The sequence below is a fragment of the uncultured Croceicoccus sp. genome (assembly GCF_947496385.1).
Lineage (GTDB): Bacteria > Pseudomonadota > Alphaproteobacteria > Sphingomonadales > Sphingomonadaceae > Croceicoccus.
This window is the reverse complement of the sequence record NZ_CANMCP010000001.1, coordinates 254,135-271,228: the sequence shown is the minus strand read 5'-3', so window position 1 is coordinate 271,228 and position 17,094 is coordinate 254,135. Positions and strand designations below refer to the sequence as shown.

At 65.5% G+C, this 17,094-nt stretch carries 15 protein-coding genes; 4 read left to right on the top strand and 11 right to left on the bottom strand.

Going from position 1 to position 17,094, the window contains the following annotated elements; translation table 11 throughout:
* Positions 1-576 precede the first annotated feature (576 nt).
* The 4 genes from Q0897_RS01370 to Q0897_RS01355 form a co-directional block, all read right to left on the bottom strand.
* Complete coding sequence (locus Q0897_RS01370; RefSeq protein ID WP_299307119.1) at positions 577-3,846, bottom strand: CusA/CzcA family heavy metal efflux RND transporter; 3,270 nt, start codon at positions 3,844-3,846, stop codon at positions 577-579.
* Entirely contained in the window at positions 3,836-4,987 is a 1,152-nt protein-coding gene (locus Q0897_RS01365; protein ID WP_299307118.1) for an efflux RND transporter periplasmic adaptor subunit, read from the bottom strand. The genes Q0897_RS01370 and Q0897_RS01365 overlap by 11 nt, the downstream gene beginning before the upstream one ends.
* Before the next feature lie 11 nt (positions 4,988-4,998).
* Positions 4,999-6,237, bottom strand: a complete 1,239-nt coding sequence (locus Q0897_RS01360; RefSeq protein ID WP_299307117.1) for a TolC family protein — start codon at positions 6,235-6,237, stop codon at positions 4,999-5,001.
* 77 nt (positions 6,238-6,314) lie between these two features.
* Complete coding sequence (locus tag Q0897_RS01355; protein WP_299307116.1) at positions 6,315-6,653, bottom strand: hypothetical protein; 339 nt, start codon at positions 6,651-6,653, stop codon at positions 6,315-6,317.
* Positions 6,654-6,703: 50 nt separating this feature from the next.
* Between Q0897_RS01355 and Q0897_RS01350 the strand changes: the two genes are divergently transcribed.
* The 3 genes from Q0897_RS01350 to Q0897_RS01340 all read left to right on the top strand — a co-directional run bounded on the left by Q0897_RS01350 (position 6,704) and on the right by Q0897_RS01340 (position 9,646).
* The gene (locus Q0897_RS01350) at positions 6,704-6,862 is read left to right on the top strand and encodes a hypothetical protein (protein WP_299307115.1); all 159 of its coding nucleotides are present in this window, start codon (positions 6,704-6,706) and stop codon (positions 6,860-6,862) included.
* Between the two features lie 317 nt (positions 6,863-7,179).
* Entirely contained in the window at positions 7,180-8,484 is a 1,305-nt protein-coding gene (locus tag Q0897_RS01345) for an MFS transporter (protein WP_299307114.1), read from the top strand.
* 136 nt (positions 8,485-8,620) lie between these two features.
* Complete coding sequence (locus Q0897_RS01340; RefSeq protein WP_299307560.1) at positions 8,621-9,646, top strand: aromatic ring-hydroxylating dioxygenase subunit alpha; 1,026 nt, start codon at positions 8,621-8,623, stop codon at positions 9,644-9,646.
* Positions 9,647-9,688: 42 nt separating this feature from the next.
* On the opposite strand, the gene pcaD is transcribed toward Q0897_RS01340, so the two are convergent.
* The 7 genes from pcaD to pobA are packed head-to-tail and all read right to left on the bottom strand — an operon-like array spanning position 9,689 to position 15,991.
* A complete protein-coding gene (gene pcaD, locus Q0897_RS01335) occupies positions 9,689-10,885 on the bottom strand; it encodes a 3-oxoadipate enol-lactonase (protein ID WP_299307113.1) in 1,197 nt (398 codons plus the stop codon).
* Positions 10,886-10,887: 2 nt separating this feature from the next.
* A complete protein-coding gene (locus Q0897_RS01330; RefSeq protein ID WP_299307112.1) occupies positions 10,888-11,985 on the bottom strand; it encodes a lyase family protein in 1,098 nt (365 codons plus the stop codon).
* A 38-nt stretch (positions 11,986-12,023) separates the two neighbouring features.
* The gene (gene pcaG / locus Q0897_RS01325) at positions 12,024-12,728 is read right to left on the bottom strand and encodes a protocatechuate 3,4-dioxygenase subunit alpha (protein WP_299307111.1); all 705 of its coding nucleotides are present in this window, start codon (positions 12,726-12,728) and stop codon (positions 12,024-12,026) included.
* Positions 12,721-13,434 carry a protocatechuate 3,4-dioxygenase subunit beta gene (gene pcaH / locus Q0897_RS01320; RefSeq protein WP_299307110.1) on the bottom strand — a complete coding sequence of 238 codons (714 nt, stop codon included), beginning with the start codon at positions 13,432-13,434 and terminating at the stop codon, positions 12,721-12,723. The genes pcaG and pcaH overlap by 8 nt, the downstream gene beginning before the upstream one ends.
* Positions 13,431-14,102 carry a 3-oxoacid CoA-transferase subunit B gene (locus tag Q0897_RS01315; RefSeq protein ID WP_299307109.1) on the bottom strand — a complete coding sequence of 224 codons (672 nt, stop codon included), beginning with the start codon at positions 14,100-14,102 and terminating at the stop codon, positions 13,431-13,433. Before Q0897_RS01315 ends, pcaH begins: the two co-directional genes overlap by 4 nt.
* A 2-nt stretch (positions 14,103-14,104) precedes the next feature.
* Complete coding sequence (locus tag Q0897_RS01310; RefSeq protein ID WP_299307108.1) at positions 14,105-14,812, bottom strand: CoA transferase subunit A; 708 nt, start codon at positions 14,810-14,812, stop codon at positions 14,105-14,107.
* 3 nt (positions 14,813-14,815) lie between these two features.
* Positions 14,816-15,991: a 4-hydroxybenzoate 3-monooxygenase gene (pobA, locus tag Q0897_RS01305; RefSeq protein WP_299307107.1), complete on the bottom strand. Its 1,176-nt coding sequence runs from the start codon at positions 15,989-15,991 to the stop codon at positions 14,816-14,818.
* A 131-nt stretch (positions 15,992-16,122) separates the two neighbouring features.
* Here pobA and Q0897_RS01300 point away from each other — a divergent pair, with 131 nt between their 5' ends.
* Entirely contained in the window at positions 16,123-17,007 is an 885-nt protein-coding gene (locus Q0897_RS01300; RefSeq protein ID WP_299307106.1) for a helix-turn-helix domain-containing protein, read from the top strand.
* The last annotated feature ends 87 nt before the right edge of the window (positions 17,008-17,094 follow it).

Genomic DNA, 17,094 nt, shown 5'->3' with positions numbered 1-17,094 from the left:
TTGGCGTCTTAAAATCAGCCAGCATGGCAACACTTGTGTTATGGCCGTCGTTCGTTGGCAAAGGCTGCGTTTTTCGGTGCCTATACCGCCCGCTTTGCGATTTTTTCGGTCGGCTTGTTCGGCCCGATGGGATGGTGGAATCGACACGGGCGGTGCGTGCATCAGTTTTGGTTCACGGCTTCGCGGCCATTTGGTGGGGCTGGCTGCAGTCCTCGATGACCGATTTGCATTTGATGACTGAAGCGACAAAGATCAGGTTTCGCGAATTCGGTCTGCCAAATGTTTCCGGCAGGGTGCTGGCTCCGAAAAGATTGAACTTTCTGCGTGGCGGAGGGTGCTCTCCCTGCTGATGGCAGTTTCCACACCGCTTCGATCATTCCTGCCCGCGCCCCCCTTCGGCAACACGCGATGATCGCGCTCGTGCGGTCCTTCCCCGGAAGGGGGTCGCGCGAAGCTCTCGTGCGCCGGGGGGCTTCCGGCTGAGGGGCTTGCGAACATAGCGCGCCCCGGTCATCAGGCATGGTCCGGCATCTCCTGCTACGCCTCGCCGGTCGTGTTGCGGCGCAGGCGGTTCCGTCATGTCGTCCGGTCGCCAGCGCTGTCCCCGGCGGGGTTGAGCACGAGCCGCGCAATCGCGGGCAGGACGAACAGCGTGAGCGCGGTCGCGCTGATCAGGCCGGCGATCACCACCGTTGCCAGCGGACGCTGAACCTCCGCGCCGGTGCCGCTCGCTATGGCCATCGGCACGAAACCGAGCGACGCGACCAGCGCCGTCATCAGCACCGGCCGCAGCCGCGCCAGCGCACCGTCCGCGATGGCCTCGTCAAGGAGCATGCCGCTGTCCAGACGCTGACGGATCGCGGTCATCATCACCAGTCCGTTCAGAACCGCCACGCCGGACAGCGCGATGAAGCCCACCGCCGCCGAAACCGAAAACGGCATTCCCCGCAGCGCAAGAGCGAACACACCGCCCGCCAGCGCCATCGGGATCGCACTGAACACGGCGAGCGCCGGAACCCAGCCGCCAAGCGCCACGAACAGCAACAGCAGCACGAGCGCGAAACAGATCGGCACGACGAGCGCGAGCCTCGCCTGCGCAGCACGGAGATTCTGATATTGTCCGCCCCATTCGATGAAGGATGCAGGCGGCAGATCCACCGCTTGCGCCACGCCTGCGCGCGCCTCCTCGACAAAGGAGCCGAGGTCGCGTTCGCGCACATTGGCCGACACGATGACCAGTCGCCGTCCCTGCTCTCGCCGCACCTCGGCAAGGCCGTCCACTACCCGGAATTCGGCCAGCGTGCGCAGCGGAACGGTCGCACCATTGGCGAGCACGATGGGCAGCGCGCCGAGCTGGTCGAAATCGTCGCGGGCCGCATCCTCCAGCCGGACGACCACGTCAAACCGGCGGTCCCCTTCGAAGACCAGTCCGGCCGGGCGGCCGCCCAGCGCGACGGCCACCGATTGTGCGACATCCTCCATCGTAAGGCCATAGCGCGCGATCGTCGGACGATCGAAAGCGATGTCGAGCGTGGGAAATCCCGTGACCTGCTGAACCTTGACGTCCGCCGCGCCCTCGACCCCGCGAAGCACCTCTGCGACCTCGCCGGCGGAGCGGGTCAGCGCGGTCAGGTCGTCACCGTACAGTTTCACCGCCACATCGCCGCGGACACCCGCGATCAGTTCGTTGAAGCGCAACTGGATCGGCTGGCTGAACTCGTAAAGATTGCCGACGAGCCCGCCCAGCGCATCCTCCATCTGTTCGACCAGCGCGTCCTTGGACAGGTCGGGATCGGGCCATTCCTCCCGCGGTTTCAACATGACATAGGCGTCGGACGCATTGGGCGGCATCGGATCGCTCGCGACCTCCGCCGTGCCCGTGCGCGAAAAGACCAGAGCGACCTGCGGAAACGCTTCGAGCACATCCTCCACCCCTCTTTGCATGGCGAGCGATCGTTCGAGCGAGGTTGACGGTATCCGGAGCGACTGTACCGCAAGGTCCCGCTCGTCCAGCTGCGGCGTGAACTCGCTTCCCAGAAACGTGAACACGACAGCGGCGAGTGCAAAGACCCCCGCCCCCGCCCCGATCACGGGCCAGGGCCGCGCAATGGCCCGGCGCACGGTTACGCCATAGCGTTCCTTCACCATCCGGACCGGCTTCACCTCCGTCTCGGTCAGCCTACGATTGAGGAACACCGCGACCATCGCCGGCACGAAGGTCAGCGACAGCACGAAGGCCGAGGCCAGCGCGAGCATGACCGTGATCGCCATGGGCGAGAACGTCTTGCCCTCGACCCCTGTAAAGGTGAGCAGCGGGGCATAGACAAGCAGGATGATCGCCTGCCCATAGACCGTGGGCTTGATCATCTCCTGCGCGGCGAGCCGGGTCTCGGTCAGCCGCTCGCCGAGGTTCAGCAGCCTGCCCTCGCGATGCTGCCGTGCGGCGAGCCGGGCGACGCTGTTTTCGACGATGATGACCGCGCCATCGACGATCAACCCGAAATCGAGCGCGCCGAGGCTCATCAGATTACCCGACACACCCAGCCTGTTCATCCCTACCGCCGCCATCAGCATGGACAGCGGAATGACCAGCGCGGCAATGATCGCCGCCCGCATGTTGCCCAGCATCAGGAACAGCACGGCAATGACCAGCAGTGCGCCTTCGACGAGGTTTTTCTCCACTGTCGCGATGGTCGCATCGACGAGCGAGGATCGGTTGTAGACGATCTCGGCAACTACGCCAGCGGGCAGCGACGCCCGGACCGCGTCCAGCCGTTCCGCCGAAGCGGCGGCAACGGTGCGGCTGTTTTCGCCGCTGCGCATGAGGACGGTGCCGACGACGGCCTCCTCGCCATTGAGCGAGGCGGCGCCGGTCCGCAGATCGCCTCCGATCCGAACCGTCGCCACGTCGGCGATCCGGATCGGGACGCCTTCACGCGTCGCGACGACCGCCTGCTCGATGTCCTGCGTTCCGCCGAGGCGCGCATCGACGCGGACAAGCAGAGCCTCGCCCGCGCGGTCGACGAAATTGGCACCCTCGGCAAGGTTCGCCGCCTCCAGCGCCGTGATCAGCGCGTCGAAAGACAGGCCGTAGCCGGTGAGCCGGGCGGGATTGGGCTGTACGAGGAACTGCTTTTCATAACCCCCGATGGAATCCACCCCGGCGACCCCGTCGATGGAGCGCATCAAGGGCGCAACGACCCAGTCCTGCACCGTGCGCAGATAGGCGGCCTTCGCAATGGCGGTGTCGAGGCGCTCGCCGCGCTCGGTGACGAAGCTTCCGTCGCTCTGCCAGCCGGTCCGGCGGTTCAGCGGCGCGCCGCGACCGGCGGGATGCTCGTATTCGATGGTATACATCAGCACTTCGCCAAGGCCCGTCGAAATCGGCCCCATCGTCGGTTCCGCGCCTTGGGGCAGCGCGGCGCCGATGGGCGCAAGCCGTTCGTTCACCTGCTGCCGGGCGAAGTAGATGTCGGTGCCTTCCTCGAAAATCGCGGTGACCTGGCTGAACCCGTTGCGCGAGATCGAGCGGGTCGTTTCCAGCCCTTCGATCCCGGCGAGGCCCGTTTCGATGGGAAAGGTCACCTGCGTCTCGACCTGCGCGGGCGAGAGCGCCGGGGCGCTCGTGTTGATCTGCACCTGCGTGTTGGTGATGTCCGGAACCGCGTCGATCGGCAGGCGCAGCAAATTCATCGCACCGTAGATCGCGGCAAACGCGGTCAGGACGATCACCGCCCAGCGGAACCGGACGGCGAAATCGAGGATCGAACCGATCGGACCGGGGCGATCACGCACCGTGGCGTAATCGGTATCCCCGGCCGGGGCCTGCGCGTGTTCAGTGCCCATGGGTCGCGCCCTCCTTTCCAAGTTCCGCCTTGAGGAGGAAGGCGTTGCCGGCGGCGATGCGCCACCCCTCCTTGAGCCCCGACAGGATCGTCACCATGCCTGCGGATCGGCTGCCGATGGCGACATCGCGCGCCTGAAAGCCGCTTTTCGTCCGGACGAACACGACGTCTCGGCCTTCGATCACCTGCACCGCGTCCTCGGGTATCGCGATACGGGTGCGGTCCACCTCGCCCGAAGGCCGGATGCGGGCCTGGAGAAATGCGCCGGGCTGGAGACCCGGAACACCGCGCGGGAGGGAGAGAACAGCCGTGGCGCTCCTGCTCTCCGGATCGAGCGACGGCGTCACGGACTTCACCCTTGCGCCGATTTCGCGGTCGTCCCCGGTGATGAGCGTGGCCTCGTCGCCGGGTTGAACGCGGGAGGCTTCCGCCGACGGTAGCGCCACCTCGATCTGAAGGGCGCGCGGATCGATCACGCTATAGAGTTCTTCGCCCGCAGCGACGAAGGCACCGAGCATGATCGGCGCGGCGGCGATCCTGCCGGAAAGGGGAGAGGTAACCGCGAGCGAACGCCCGTCGCCGCTGACGCCGGCGGCCGCAAGCGCGGCTTGCGCGCGGTTGAGGTCCGAACGCGCGACGCTGAGATTGGCCTGCGCCGCTTCCAGATCCTGCCGCGCGGTCACGTTCTCTTCGAACAGGCGCCTTTCGCGGTCGTAAATGGCGGACAGTTCGGTCATGCGGGCGCGGGCGGCGCTGGCCTGCGATGCGAGGGCGGACGCATCCGCACTTTCGATCCGGGCGACGGTTTCGCCGCGCGACACATATTCGCCCAGCGTCTTGCCCACCGAACGCACGACGCCCGATGCACGGGCATCGATGCGGGCCGAGGCCGCCGGGCTCGCCGCGACGGTGGCGGGAAAGACCAGCTCGACCGCGGCTCCTGACCGCACCGCGGCGATTTCTATCCCGGCGTGCCGGATCTGCTCATCGCTGAGGATGAGCGTTCCTTCGGGCGCTTCGCCTTCGGCTTCCTCGTGACCGTGGGCATGATCGTCGGGTTCGGCATGCGGCCGGAATATCAGCGTCAGAGCGCCGATCGCGAACACGATAGCGGCGATGATCGCCAGCTTGCTGCGGGTCATTGCTATATCCTTCATTGTGCGGCCAGGGCGATGAGTTCGGCGGCGGCGAGGCCCCGTTGTTCGCGCGCGGCGATGAGCGTCTCGCGGATCGTGTCGCGTGCCTGCGCGGCGGAGAGAACCTCGATCAGGGCAAAGCGCCCGTTGCGATATCCGATGCGGACGAGGCGTAGCGCCTCCTCGGCCTGCGGGAGCGAGGACTGCGAGAGCGTTTCGACGCGCGCATCGGCGCCGCGATATCGCGCGCGGGCCGCGGCGACGGATTGTTCGTAATCGGCCTGCGCGACGGCCTGGCGGGCGGTCGCGGCGCGCAGGCGGGCCCCGGCCGCCGCGATATTGCCTTGGTTCCGGTCCCGGAAGGGCAGCGGAACCGACACGCCAACGACGAACGCGTTGTCGCTTGTCTGTTCGAGACGCCGCACACCTGCGGAAACGGTCGGGTCCGGGATCCGCAGGCTTCGCTGTCGCGCGATCTCGGCGGCGGCGGCCGTGCTTTCGGCCCGCGCGACGCGATAGCGCAGGCTTTGCGGCACCTCGGACATCAGCGAGGCGGGCGGCACGAGCTCAGGGAATTGCGCCGGAACGAGCGGCGCTTCGGGCCCGGCCCAGAGCGATGCCAGCGCGGTGCGCGCCGACAGGCTTTCGGCCTCGGCTTCCAGAAGACGCGCGCGCGCCTCGGCGAGGGCCGCGTCCGCACGCAGCGCACGCAGAGGCGGCTCCCGCCCGACCTCGACAAGGACGCGCGCTATACGGGCCAGCTCCTCGTTGCGCGCGGTCACGTCCCGGGCAAGGTCGTACCGCGCTGCGGCGGCGGCCGCCGCGATGTAGCGCTCACGAACCAGCTGCCCCAGTTCCACCGTGGTCAACTGCGCCTTTAGCGACATCAGCGCTGCCTGCGCCTCGGCGGCATCAATCCGGGCGGAACGCTTGCCGCCAAGCTCGACACGCTGGCCGAGCAAGAGGGTGTATTCCGTCGACTGAAGTCCGGAAAACGCGCCGCTTCCGGCGATGTTCTCGACTTCGAAGGACATCTCGGGGTTGGGCCTGAGGCGCGCTTGATCGACAAGTGCCGCCGCCGCGTCCGTCTCGGCGCGGGGGCCGACCAGACGCGGGTTGGTGACAGGGGCATCGCCCTGTTCGGCCACCCCGCTCAGCGCAAGAGCATCGTCGAGCGTGACGACACGCGAATCCTGCGCATTGGCAGGCCCCGTGGACAGGCGAGCATCAGCCCCCAGAAGGGAGCCGCTCGCCATGATATGGCGGACATGAAGGGAATTCCTCTGCTGACGTTCGGTTCGGCGTCGGAGACAGGTCCGACGCGCGGCAAACGTCAGGCGCGAGGAGGGGGTAGGGTCAGTTCAACCAGGATGGACGCGAAGCGGGGCTGCTCCCCCGCATGGAGCGAGGCCGCAGCCGAATCCGGCGCGAACGATCCGGCAGGACTGCGAACCGCATGCGATGCATGATGACAGTGGCCATGCGCACAGGTACCGTGCTTTTCCGGCCCCGCGTCATCGCTGCCCGGTTCGCCGTGCTGCTCCAGTTGCGAGGCCACCGGAGCCTCGCCTGCGCATTCGGACGCCTCGGCCACCGGCGCCCAGAGGACACCGAGTGCAGTGCACAGCGCGACAAGCTGCAGCATGAAGGAGCGGGCGAAAAGCCGGGACATCGGCGTGGCCCTAGCATCAAATTCGACGCGGGGAAAGCTTCCTTCCCGACATGAACGAACAGGCGCGGTTCCCACGGCGTACCGATCGTTGCCAGTTTTGCGATACGCAGGACAGGATCGTGCTAAAACGCGGCGAACAAGCGCGGATCGTTGGCAGGCCATTGCGGATGCTGTTTGCGGGCATTCCGGCAAGGCGCCTGAAGCGATGATCTTTGCCGCGCGGCCACGGGCGAACCTTGCAAAATGCCCGTGCAATCCGGCCCAATAAGGGCACCTCCAACATTGCCATCGTGATAATGGATGCGGTGCCTGCCCGAATATCCGACATCGCGGCGACGCATACGCAGCAGGATCCTGCGCGAATTTACAACGGAGAATTTCGGTCGGAATCGCCCCTTCACCTGCTATCGCTCGCCCGTTTCACAACTATGGTGCGTGAAAAATACCGTGGGCGGACGGCTCCGGAACAGAGGCGACGCCGCAATCGGCGGACAGATAGGCCGCGGTTCGAGAAGGATACACAAGAATGACCGAAACGGACCCGAGGCAGACCATCGAAACGGACAATATGTCGCGTTTCCAATGGTCGGTCGTTGCGATCATGGTCGGACTGCTGGCGCTCGACGGGTTCGACGTGCTCTCGATCAGCTTCGCCTCGCCCGGCATCGCCGCGGACTGGGGCATCGACCGGGCCGCGCTTGGCATCGTCCTGTCCATGGAGCTTGTCGGGATGTCGTTCGGGGCGATCATCTTCGGCCGGTTGGCGGATGGGCTGGGCCGGCGCGCCGTAATCCTGGCGTGCCTTTGCATCGTGTCGTTCGGCATGTTCGGCGCCTCGTCCGCGAACGGCATATACCCGCTTTGCGCGTGGCGGGTGCTCACCGGACTGGGGCTCGGCGGGGTGCTGGCCGCGACGAATGCCGCGACGGCGGAGGTTGCCAACGGACGGTTTCGCGCGCTGTGCATCGTGCTGATGGCCGCAGGCTATCCGCTCGGAAACGTGATCGGCGGGAGCGTCGCTGCGCAATTGCTCGCGATTTATGACTGGCGCGCGATCTTTCAGTTTGGCGCGGTGGTGTCGCTGCTCTTCATCCCGGTCGTGTGGTTCGGCGCACCGGAATCGATCAATTTCCTCATGCACAAACGCCCCGCCGATGCGCTGGTGAAGATCAACGCCATCCTTGCGCGGATGAAGAAGCCGGCCATCGGCGCACTGCCCCCGCCCGACGCGGAGCGCGAACGGCCCGGTTTCAAATCGCTCGTCAGCGGGAGCCATCTGCTTCCCACCGCGGCGCTGACCTTTGTCTATTTCGCGCATATCATGACGTTCTATTTCATTCTGAAATGGATACCGAAGATCGTTGCCGACATGGGCTTCGCGCCCTCGTCCGCGGCCACGGTGCTCGTCTGGGCGAGCGTCGGCGGTCTGTTGGGGAGTGTGACACTGGGGCTTCTTACGCTTCGGGTAAGGGTGTTCTGGCTCACCGTGCTGGCCATGCTGCTGTCATCGGCGGCGGTCGTCTGGTTTGGCCAGGCCCGGTCCGACCTAGCGGACCTTTCCATGGCGGCAGCAATTGCCGGTTTCGTGACCAATGCCGGCGTCGTCGGGATTTACGCGGTCGTCGCAAATGCGTTTCCCACCGAATTCCGGGCGTCGGGAACCGGCGTGGTCATCGGGTTTGGGCGGGGTGGCTCCGCGCTGGCCCCGGCGCTCGCGGGATTTCTCTTTTCCGCCGGATACGGGCTTGGCTCCGTCGCCTTGCTGATGGCGCTGGGCTCATTGATGGGGGCGGCTGTTCTCACGCTTGTGGTGAGAAGGATCGCTATGTAACGCGCCTTCCAGCAAACAGAAATCGGCGTTTTATTATGGCTTCGGCGATCGGGCAGGAGCATGAATAGCGCAAACACGCGCCGCCCGGTTCGCCCAGGCAGCCAGCGGTGAAGACGATGTTCGAAGAGAGGTGATGATGAGTTGGTTGAACAACGCCTGGTATGTCGCGGGCTGGGATTACGAAATCGGGTCGGAACCGCTTGCCCGCACGATCTGCAATGTTCCCGTCATGCTGTATCGCAAGCTCGATCGCAGCGTCGTGGCCATGCGCGATGCCTGTCCGCATCGCATGCTTCCGCTTTCCATGGGTCTGCGCGAAGGGGATTCCATTCGCTGTCGCTATCACGGGCTAAAGCTTGGCCCGGACGGCGTTGCCGAGGAAATGCCGCTGCGCTCCGAACCGGTCAATACCCGCGTTTGCACCGAGACGTTCATCGTCCATGAGAAATATCGCTTCGTCTGGATCTGGATTGGCGAGAAGGAGAAGGCCGACCCAAGCCTCATCCCCGAACTCTGGCCGTGCGAAGCCGATGGATGGACCCACGATGGCGGGTATTACCACGTCGCGTGCGATTACCGCCTGATGATCGACAATCTCATGGACCTCACGCATGAAACCTACGTGCATTCCGGCTCGATCGGGCAGCAGGAATTGATGGAAAGCCCGATGGAAAGCCGCACCGAAGGTCAGACCGCCTATCTCAGCCGGTGGATACCCGATATTGACGCGCCGCCGTTCTGGCGCGGCGCGCTCAAGAAAGACGGGAATGTCGATCGTTGGCAGATCTGCCGCTTCGACCTGCCCGCATCGGTCATGATCGACGTCGGTGTCGCACCTGTCGGATCGGGCGCGACGCTGGAATCCCATGATCAGGGCGTGCGCGGCATGGTGATCGATTTCATGACGCCGGAGACGGAAACGACCCATCATTATTTCTGGGGCATGGCGCGCAATTTCGACATCGACGATGCCGGTTTCACCGCGCGTTTTCGCGAACAGCAGGCCGCCGTCTTTGCCGAGGACCGCGAAATCCTCGAGGCGCAGCAGCGGGCGGTCGAGACGAACCCGGACATGAAGCTCAACGCCTATTCCATCGATCAGGGGGGTGTGCGCGCCCGCCGCATCATTGCAAAGGCGATCGCGGCCGAAACGTCCGGCTGATCATCGGATCCGCGGGACCGGCGCCGGATGGCGCCGGCCCGCTCATTCCGGCGCGGCCGCATCCCTCGCGTCGAGCGCGTCGATGATCTTGACCGCTTCGGAAAAGCCGGTGTTCGCCGCAGGGACGCCGGCGTAGATCGCGGTCTGCATCAACACCTCCTTCAATTCGTCGCGGGTAAAGCCGCCCTGCTCCAGCCCGGAACGGACATGAAGCGCGAATTCCTCCCATCGCGACAGGCTGGCGGTAATGGCGAGCACGAGCAGGCGGCGCGTGCGATCGTCGAGACCGGGGCGGCCCCAGATTTCCTGCCACGCGATGCGGGTGATCATCGCCTGAAAATCGGCGGTGAACGGCGTGCGTCCGGCAAGGCTGCGATCGACCCACGCATCGCCCAGGACGCGGCGGCGATTGCGCAGACCGGCCTCGAACAATGTCTCTCCAGCCGCATCGACCTGGTCGTCGCGAAGGAAGAACCTTCGCAGCGCGCCGGCCAGTGCACGCGGTGCCTCCACCGGCGCCAGATGCGCGCATTTGAGTTCGGCCCCGGTCGCATCCGGAATATCGGCAAGCAATCTCTCGCCATGCGGATCGCGCGGGGTGGAAAGGTCCTGCATGCCGGTCACGACAAGCGTAGGCACGGCGATCTCGTTCAGCCTGCCCGCAAGTTCCATATCGCGGATCGCGCATCCCGCGCCGGCATAGCCCGCCGGATCCATGGTGAGCAGGCCGCCGCGAATACTCTCGGCAATTTCCGGATGGCTGGCGACAAACGCCGGGTCGAGAAAGCGCCCCATGGCGAGGTCGGCAATCGCCTCCATGCCCTCGCTTCGCACCGTATCCACACGGGTCTGCCAGGCATCGCGATCCATCGTGGCGGAGGTGCAGATGAGCGAGAGGCCCGTCACGCGGTCCGGATGATCGAGCGCCAGTTGCATCGCGATCATACCGCCCAGCGACACCCCCGCGATGCGCGCCTGTGCGATACCGGCGGCGTCCATCACCGCCACGACATCGCGTGCCAATGTCGACAGCGTATAGTCGCCGGCCGGCGCATCGGACGCGCCATGACCGCGCGTGTCGATCCGCAGCACGCGAAAATCGGGCAGCAGAAGCGGCAGGCATGCTTCCCACAGGCCCATATCGGTGCCGATCGAATGGAGCAGGACGAGCGGGGCGCGATCCGCCGCCCCCTCGATCTTCCAGTAAATGCGGGCATCGTCATTACGCGCGAACGGCATCGTCAGTCTTCCTTGCCTGGTGTGAGCAGCGCCTCGATCAGCTTTGCGCATTCGCCGAGGTCCTTCGGACCTTCGGGCACGAAGCCGGCGAGCGCCGAACAATCGATTTCGAGTCCCTCCGCCACGTCCGCCATCGCGGAAAGCGCCCCCGCGGCGAGCAGGAACAGCTCTGCAATGACCGGTGCCTCGGCCTGCCATCCGCCAAGCCCGCGTTCCAGTTCCGCGCTCAGCCCGCCCAGCATGGTCGCGGCCAGCCCCGGTGCCCGTCCGGCCGCCGAAAGCGCGGTCTGGCACCCGGTAGGGTTGCGTTTGTGCGCCATCGCAGAGGAACCGCCGCGCCCTTCGACCGCGGGTTCGCGGGCCTCGCCGATGGCGTTCTGCGACATCAGCGCGACGTCGCGCGCCATCTTGCCGACCGCCCCGATCAGCATGGCAAGAGACACGGCGATCGATGCGGGGCCATTGCGCCGCGCATGCCACGGCGGCGCCGCACGCAATCCCAGACGTGCCGCCATGTCCTCTGCAATGGCCGCGCCATTTCCGCCCTGCCCCGCACGGGTTCCGACCGGTCCGCCCAATTGAAGCGCGGCATGGGTTTCGACCGCATCCGCGAACATGTCGCGCGCCTGCGCGATTCCCGCATGCCACTGCGCAATGCGAAGGCCGAGCGCAATCGGCAGCGCATCCTGCAACAAGGTGCGCCCCATCGCCGGCGTGGCGGCGTGTTCACGCGCTTTCGACGCCAGCGCGGTCAGCACGCGCGATGCGTCGCGGGTGATGAGCTGGGCCCCTTCGCGAACCTGCATCATCATCACGCTGTCGGCGACGTCCTGGCTCGTCGCGCCGCGATGCACCGAAGGCTTCGCCGCGTCAGGAACGGCGTTCCTGATGGAGCGAACGAGCGGGATCGCGAGCGTTCCGGCGAGCGCGGCTTCGTCCGCCCATGCGGCGGGATCGATGCGCAATGTTGCGCAGCAATCGGTTATGCTGCGGGCGATTTCGCGATCGATCACGCCGTGCTTTGCCTGCGCTTCGGCAAGGGCGCTTTCGAACGCCAGCGCGTGGGCGACGATCCGGTCATCGCTCCACGTGTCGAGCATGGCTGCCGTCGTTGCCGGCCTGCGGAGGAGCCGGTCGCTCACAGGTCGAAGAAGACCGTTTCGTCCGGCCCGCCGAGCGCGATGTCGAGCGTCCAGACGCCCTCCTTCTCCGATCGTGCGAGGAGCGTGCCGCGCCGTTCCTCCGGCACCTGCGCAAGGACCGCATCTGTATCCAGCCCCTCGCTCCCTGCAAAATACACCCGCGTCGCCAGCCGGTTCAGCACGCCGCGCGCGAAAACGGAAACCGCGATATGCGGCGCCTGAAGCGTGCCGTCCGGACCCGGTACACGGCCCGGCATGATGGTCCGAAACCGATAGGCGCCCTCATCCGAAGTGGAGGAGCGGCCGAAGCCGACGAAATGCGGGTCGATCGCGGCATCGTCGCGGGCATCGTCCTCGCTTCGATAGCGGCCCTCGGCGTTCGCCTGCCAGATTTCGATCATTGCATCGGCCACCGGCGCACCCTCGGCATCGCGGACGGTTCCGACGAGTTCGATCGCCTCACCGCGCGGCGTCCCGGTCGGCGCGGAGAGATTGAGCACGTAGTGCGCCTCCCCGAACAGCTCCGGTCGCGCACCGAGGTCGGATTTCCCGACCAGATCGGCCCCGCCCTTCCACGGCAGCCCATAGTGGAAGAACGGCCCGACGGTCTGCGACGGGGTCTGCCCGAACAGATCGGGGTCCTGATTGTCCTGCCGCGGCGCTGCGTTGCGGCCTTCCAGCGTTGCGGTCACGTCAGTCATGGCCATCCTCTTCAAACGGGGTCTGCTCTCGGCCTTTGAGGACCACGTCGAACAAATAGCCCAGCGCCCGGTTCGGCTGCGTCGTTGCGATGTCGAACCGGCTCACCATGCGCTGCCTGTAGGGCATCGGTATCGCATTGGCGATGGGGTCGATCTCGATCAGCGGATCGTCCGGAAAATACATCTGTGTCACCAGCCGCGTCGCGAATGCGGGGCCGAGCAGCGAGAGATGGATATGCGCGGGCCGCCATGCGTTCTTGTGATTGCCCCAAGGATAGGCACCGGGCCGGATCGTCGTGAAACGATAACGCCCGTCTGCATCGGTGACGATCCGCCCTGCCCCGGTGAAATTGGGGTCGAGCGGCGCATCCCAGCTATCCTTGGCGTGGATATACCGCCCGGCGGCGTTCGCCTGCCAGATTTCCATGACCGTATCGGGCACGGGGCGACCGTCTTCATCCAGAACGCGCCCCGACACCACGATCCGCTGCCCGATGGGTTCGCCGCGATGCTGCGCCGTGAGATCCGCAGCCGCCTTGCCCATGAGCCGGTCCCAGCATCCCGAAGGCCCGGTCGTTTCGGTGAGGGTGTGCGGAATTTCGATGCGTGGCTGTTGTGGCGCGCGCAGCACGGTCGAGCGATATTCCGGGACCAGATCCCGCGGCATTCCCGCGTCGCCCCGGCGATAGGACACAGGCGCGCTCATGCCGCGGTCCCGCCAAGCTCGGCAGGAATGGCGAGCGGCGCATCGGTTGCCGCGCGCACCTCGTCGACCGTCACCCCGGGCGCCAGCTCGACAAGCCGCAGCCCCGGCTTGTCACACGCGATCACGGCGAGATTGGTCACGATGAGATCCACGCACCCTTTCCCGGTCAGCGGCAGGGCACATTCCGACAACAGCTTGGGTTCGCCGTGCTTGCTCACATGGTCCATCACGACCACGACGCGCTTCACCCCCGCGACGAGATCCATCGCGCCGCCCATGCCCTTCACCATCTTGCCCGGAATGGTCCAGTTGGCGATGTCGCCCTGCGCCGACACTTCCATCGCGCCCAGAATGGTGAGGTCGATGTGGCCGCCGCGGATCATCGCGAAACTCTCGGCAGACGAAAAGAAACTCGACGTGGGCAGAGCGGTGATCGTCTGCTTGCCCGCGTTGATGAGGTCGGGATCGGCCTCACCCTCATAAGGGAACGGCCCCATGCCCAGCATCCCGTTTTCGGACTGCAGCGTGACATCGATCCCGTCCGGAATGTAATTGGCCACCAGCGTCGGAATGCCGATCCCGAGATTGACGTAATACCCGTCCTCGAGCTCGCGTGCGGCGCGCGCCGCCATCTGCTCCCGCGTCCAGCCTTTCGTGTCTTCGGCCATCGTCATGCCTCCCGCGCCCGTGTTGTCAGCTTCTCGATCCGCTTTTCATTGATGGTCGATTGCACGATGCGATCGACATAGATGCCGGGCGTATGGATGCAATCGGGATCGAAGGTTCCTTCGGGCACGATCTCCTCGACCTCGACCACAGTGACCTTGCCCGCCGCCGCCATGTTCGGATTGAAATTGCGCGCCGTGCGACGGAACATCAGATTGCCGGCGGGGTCCGCGCGCCAGGCCTTCACGATCGAAAGGTCCGATTTCAACCAGGTTTCGCGCACATACATCTCGCCATCGAATTCCTCGACCGGCTTTCCTTCGGCCACCACGGTCCCGTAACCGGTCTTTGTAAAGAAGGCGGGAATACCGGCGCCACCGGCGCGGATCCGCTCGGCAAGCGTGCCCTGCGGATTGAGTTCGAGTTCCAGTTCGCCCGACAGATATTGCTGCTCGAACAGCTTGTTCTCGCCGACATAGCTGGAGATCATCTTCGCGATCTGCCGGCTTTCGAGCAGCATCCACAGCCCGAACCCGTCCGCCCCCGCATTATTGGAAATCACGGTCAGATCCCGGACCCCCGCCGCGCGAATTTCCGGGATGAGGCTTTCCGGATTGCCGGACAGTCCGAACCCGCCGGACATGATCGTCATGCCATCGAAGAGCAACCCGTCCAGCGCGGCTGCCGGGCTATCGTATATTTTTTGCGCCATGTTCTACTCCAGGGGCAGGCCGACATAGTTTTCCGCGAGCGTGCGCTGCGCGGGGATCGAACCGCGAATGTAGTCGAGTTCCGCCATCTGTATACGGCGGTCAAACCCGTCCATATCGGGATAGCGATGCGTGACGGAAGTGAACCACCACGAAAACCGGACCGCTTTCCACACCCGCGACAAGGCGCGCGCGGAATAGCCGTCGATCCCCGCGGCCGATTTCTCGCCGTAATATTCCACCAGCGCATCGGCGAGGATTTTCACGTCGCTGATGGCGAGGTTCATGCCCTTGGCGCCGGTGGGGGGCACGATATGCGCGGCGTCCCCGGCCAGGAACAGCCGGTTCCAGCGCATCGGCTCTGCGACATAGGACCGCAGCGGCGCGATGGATTTTTCAAAGCTTGGCCCGCGCGTGACCCGCCCGCCGACATCCGGGCCGAGCCGCAGGCACAATTCGTCCCAGAAACGATCGTCGCCCCAATCCTCGATCCGCTCGTCGATCTCGCATTGAATATAGTAGCGGCTGCGCGTGGGAGACCGCATCGAGGCCAGCGCGAAACCACGTTCGTGATTGGCGTAGATCAGTTCGTCCTCGACCGGCGGAACCTCGGCGAGGATGCCGAGCCAGCCGAAGGGATAGACCCGCTCGAACTCCTTGAGCACGCCGGTGGGGATGGTCTTGCGGCTGACGCCGTGCTGACCGTCGCAGCCGACGACGAAATCGCATTGCAGTTCGTGCACCTCGCTATCCTTGCGCCAGCGCAGCATCGGCTTGTCCGTGGCGGCGTCCTCGATCGCGACATCCTCCGCGTTCCAGACAATCTTGACCCCGCGCGCATCGGCGGCGGAGAACAGGTCGCTCATCACCTCCTGCTGCCCATAGACCGTGACGGTGCGCCCGCCCGTAAGACCGGCCATGTCGATATGAATGAGCTCGCCATCGAGGCTGAGATTGGTGCCGCCATGGACCAGCCCCTCGGCGTCGAGCCGCTCCGCCAGACCGAGCGAATGCATGACATCGACCGTCACCTGTTCGAGCACGCCGGCCCGGACGCGCCCTTCGACATATTCGCGGTCGCGGCGTTCGAGGACGACAGCATCGATACCCTGCCGCGCCAGAATATGCGCGAGGACCATCCCCGCCGGCCCGGCGCCGATAATGCCGATCTGGGTACGCATGCGATTTCCTCTCCTTGACGTTGCGCCACTTTCGCGGCGAGCCCGCAATCTGCCACGCGGGGCTCCGCCGTGACCATGCTTGCGCCGCGCGAACACTTGGACAATCCGCCAGACCGGTGGTAGGCCGAGATATGGCAAGCGGCGCGGTCCCGAGTTTCTATCTTTATGGCGAACCGCCACGAAAGGCGGATGCGAACTTCGTTCATATCGAAGCGCTCGTCGATCGGTCACGGCCGAGCGAATGGACGATCCAACCGCATTCGCACCGCGACCTGCACCAGATCTTCATCCTCGAAACCGGGTTCAGCGCCATTTCGATCGAGGATGAAACCCATCGCATCGCCGCCCCTGCCCTGCTCCTCGTTCCCGCAACCGTCGTGCATGGTTTCGCGTGGGAGGAGGATTCGCGCGGATGGGTCGCCAGCGTCGCGCGCTCCTATTTCGACCGGCTGGTGCAGCCCCATGGCGAGCTCCGGGCCCTTTTCGCGCGCAGCAGGATCGTGCCTCTCGACAGTGAGCTTCGCGCGGTGGTCATCGCACTGGCGGGCGAACTGCGCCGCGAACTGGGCTGGTCTGCCATCGGGGACCGCGCGGCGACAGAGGCGCTCACCCTGCAACTGCTGGTGCAATGCACGCGCAGCGTCGCGGCGGATCGCACCGGGATCAGCGTCGCGCCATCGCGGGCGGCCGAGCTGGTCGCACGATATCGGGAGCTTGTCGAAAGGCGGTTTGCCTTTCGTGAACCGGTCGCCGCCCATGCCGCGGCGCTTCATGTCAGCGAAAGCGCGTTGCGGGACGCCTGCGCACGGGTGGCCGGCAAATCGCCCGCACGCATTCAGGACGATCGCAGCCTGCTCGAGGCGAAGCGTCTGCTGATCTACTCCCACCTCTCCATCGCCGAGGTGGGCTACGCGCTGGGGTTCGCGGACCCTGCCTATTTCTCGCGCTTTTTCCGCCGGAACGAAGGGGATACGCCATCCGGATTTCGCACGCGATCGCACGAACGGCAGGCTTGAGGTCGAGGGCTGGCACGACGAGCTCGTCTGATTGCGAGTAACCCCCTGCAATCGGTCTGATAGCAGGGCGGATCACCTGATCAATTT

Bases quoted from the DNA above. Each gene is read 5' to 3' on its own strand.
- pcaG (WP_299307111.1), bottom strand. From the start codon at position 12,728: ATGACTGACGTGACCGCAACGCTGGAAGGCCGCAACGCAGCGCCGCGG.
- Q0897_RS01370 (WP_299307119.1), bottom strand. From the start codon at position 3,846: ATGGGCACTGAACACGCGCAGGCCCCGGCCGGGGATACCGATTACGCC.
- Q0897_RS01315 (WP_299307109.1), bottom strand. From the start codon at position 14,102: ATGGCCGAAGACACGAAAGGCTGGACGCGGGAGCAGATGGCGGCGCGC.
- Q0897_RS01355 (WP_299307116.1), bottom strand. From the start codon at position 6,653: ATGTCCCGGCTTTTCGCCCGCTCCTTCATGCTGCAGCTTGTCGCGCTG.
- Q0897_RS01365 (WP_299307118.1), bottom strand. From the start codon at position 4,987: ATGACCCGCAGCAAGCTGGCGATCATCGCCGCTATCGTGTTCGCGATC.
- Q0897_RS01350 (WP_299307115.1), top strand. From the start codon at position 6,704: ATGAACGAACAGGCGCGGTTCCCACGGCGTACCGATCGTTGCCAGTTT.
- Q0897_RS01310 (WP_299307108.1), bottom strand. From the start codon at position 14,812: ATGGCGCAAAAAATATACGATAGCCCGGCAGCCGCGCTGGACGGGTTG.
- pcaD (WP_299307113.1), bottom strand. From the start codon at position 10,885: ATGCCGTTCGCGCGTAATGACGATGCCCGCATTTACTGGAAGATCGAG.
- pobA (WP_299307107.1), bottom strand. From the start codon at position 15,991: ATGCGTACCCAGATCGGCATTATCGGCGCCGGGCCGGCGGGGATGGTC.
- Q0897_RS01345 (WP_299307114.1), top strand. From the start codon at position 7,180: ATGACCGAAACGGACCCGAGGCAGACCATCGAAACGGACAATATGTCG.
- pcaH (WP_299307110.1), bottom strand. From the start codon at position 13,434: ATGAGCGCGCCTGTGTCCTATCGCCGGGGCGACGCGGGAATGCCGCGG.
- Q0897_RS01360 (WP_299307117.1), bottom strand. From the start codon at position 6,237: ATGGCGAGCGGCTCCCTTCTGGGGGCTGATGCTCGCCTGTCCACGGGG.
- Q0897_RS01300 (WP_299307106.1), top strand. From the start codon at position 16,123: ATGGCAAGCGGCGCGGTCCCGAGTTTCTATCTTTATGGCGAACCGCCA.
- Q0897_RS01340 (WP_299307560.1), top strand. From the start codon at position 8,621: ATGAGTTGGTTGAACAACGCCTGGTATGTCGCGGGCTGGGATTACGAA.
- Q0897_RS01330 (WP_299307112.1), bottom strand. From the start codon at position 11,985: ATGCTCGACACGTGGAGCGATGACCGGATCGTCGCCCACGCGCTGGCG.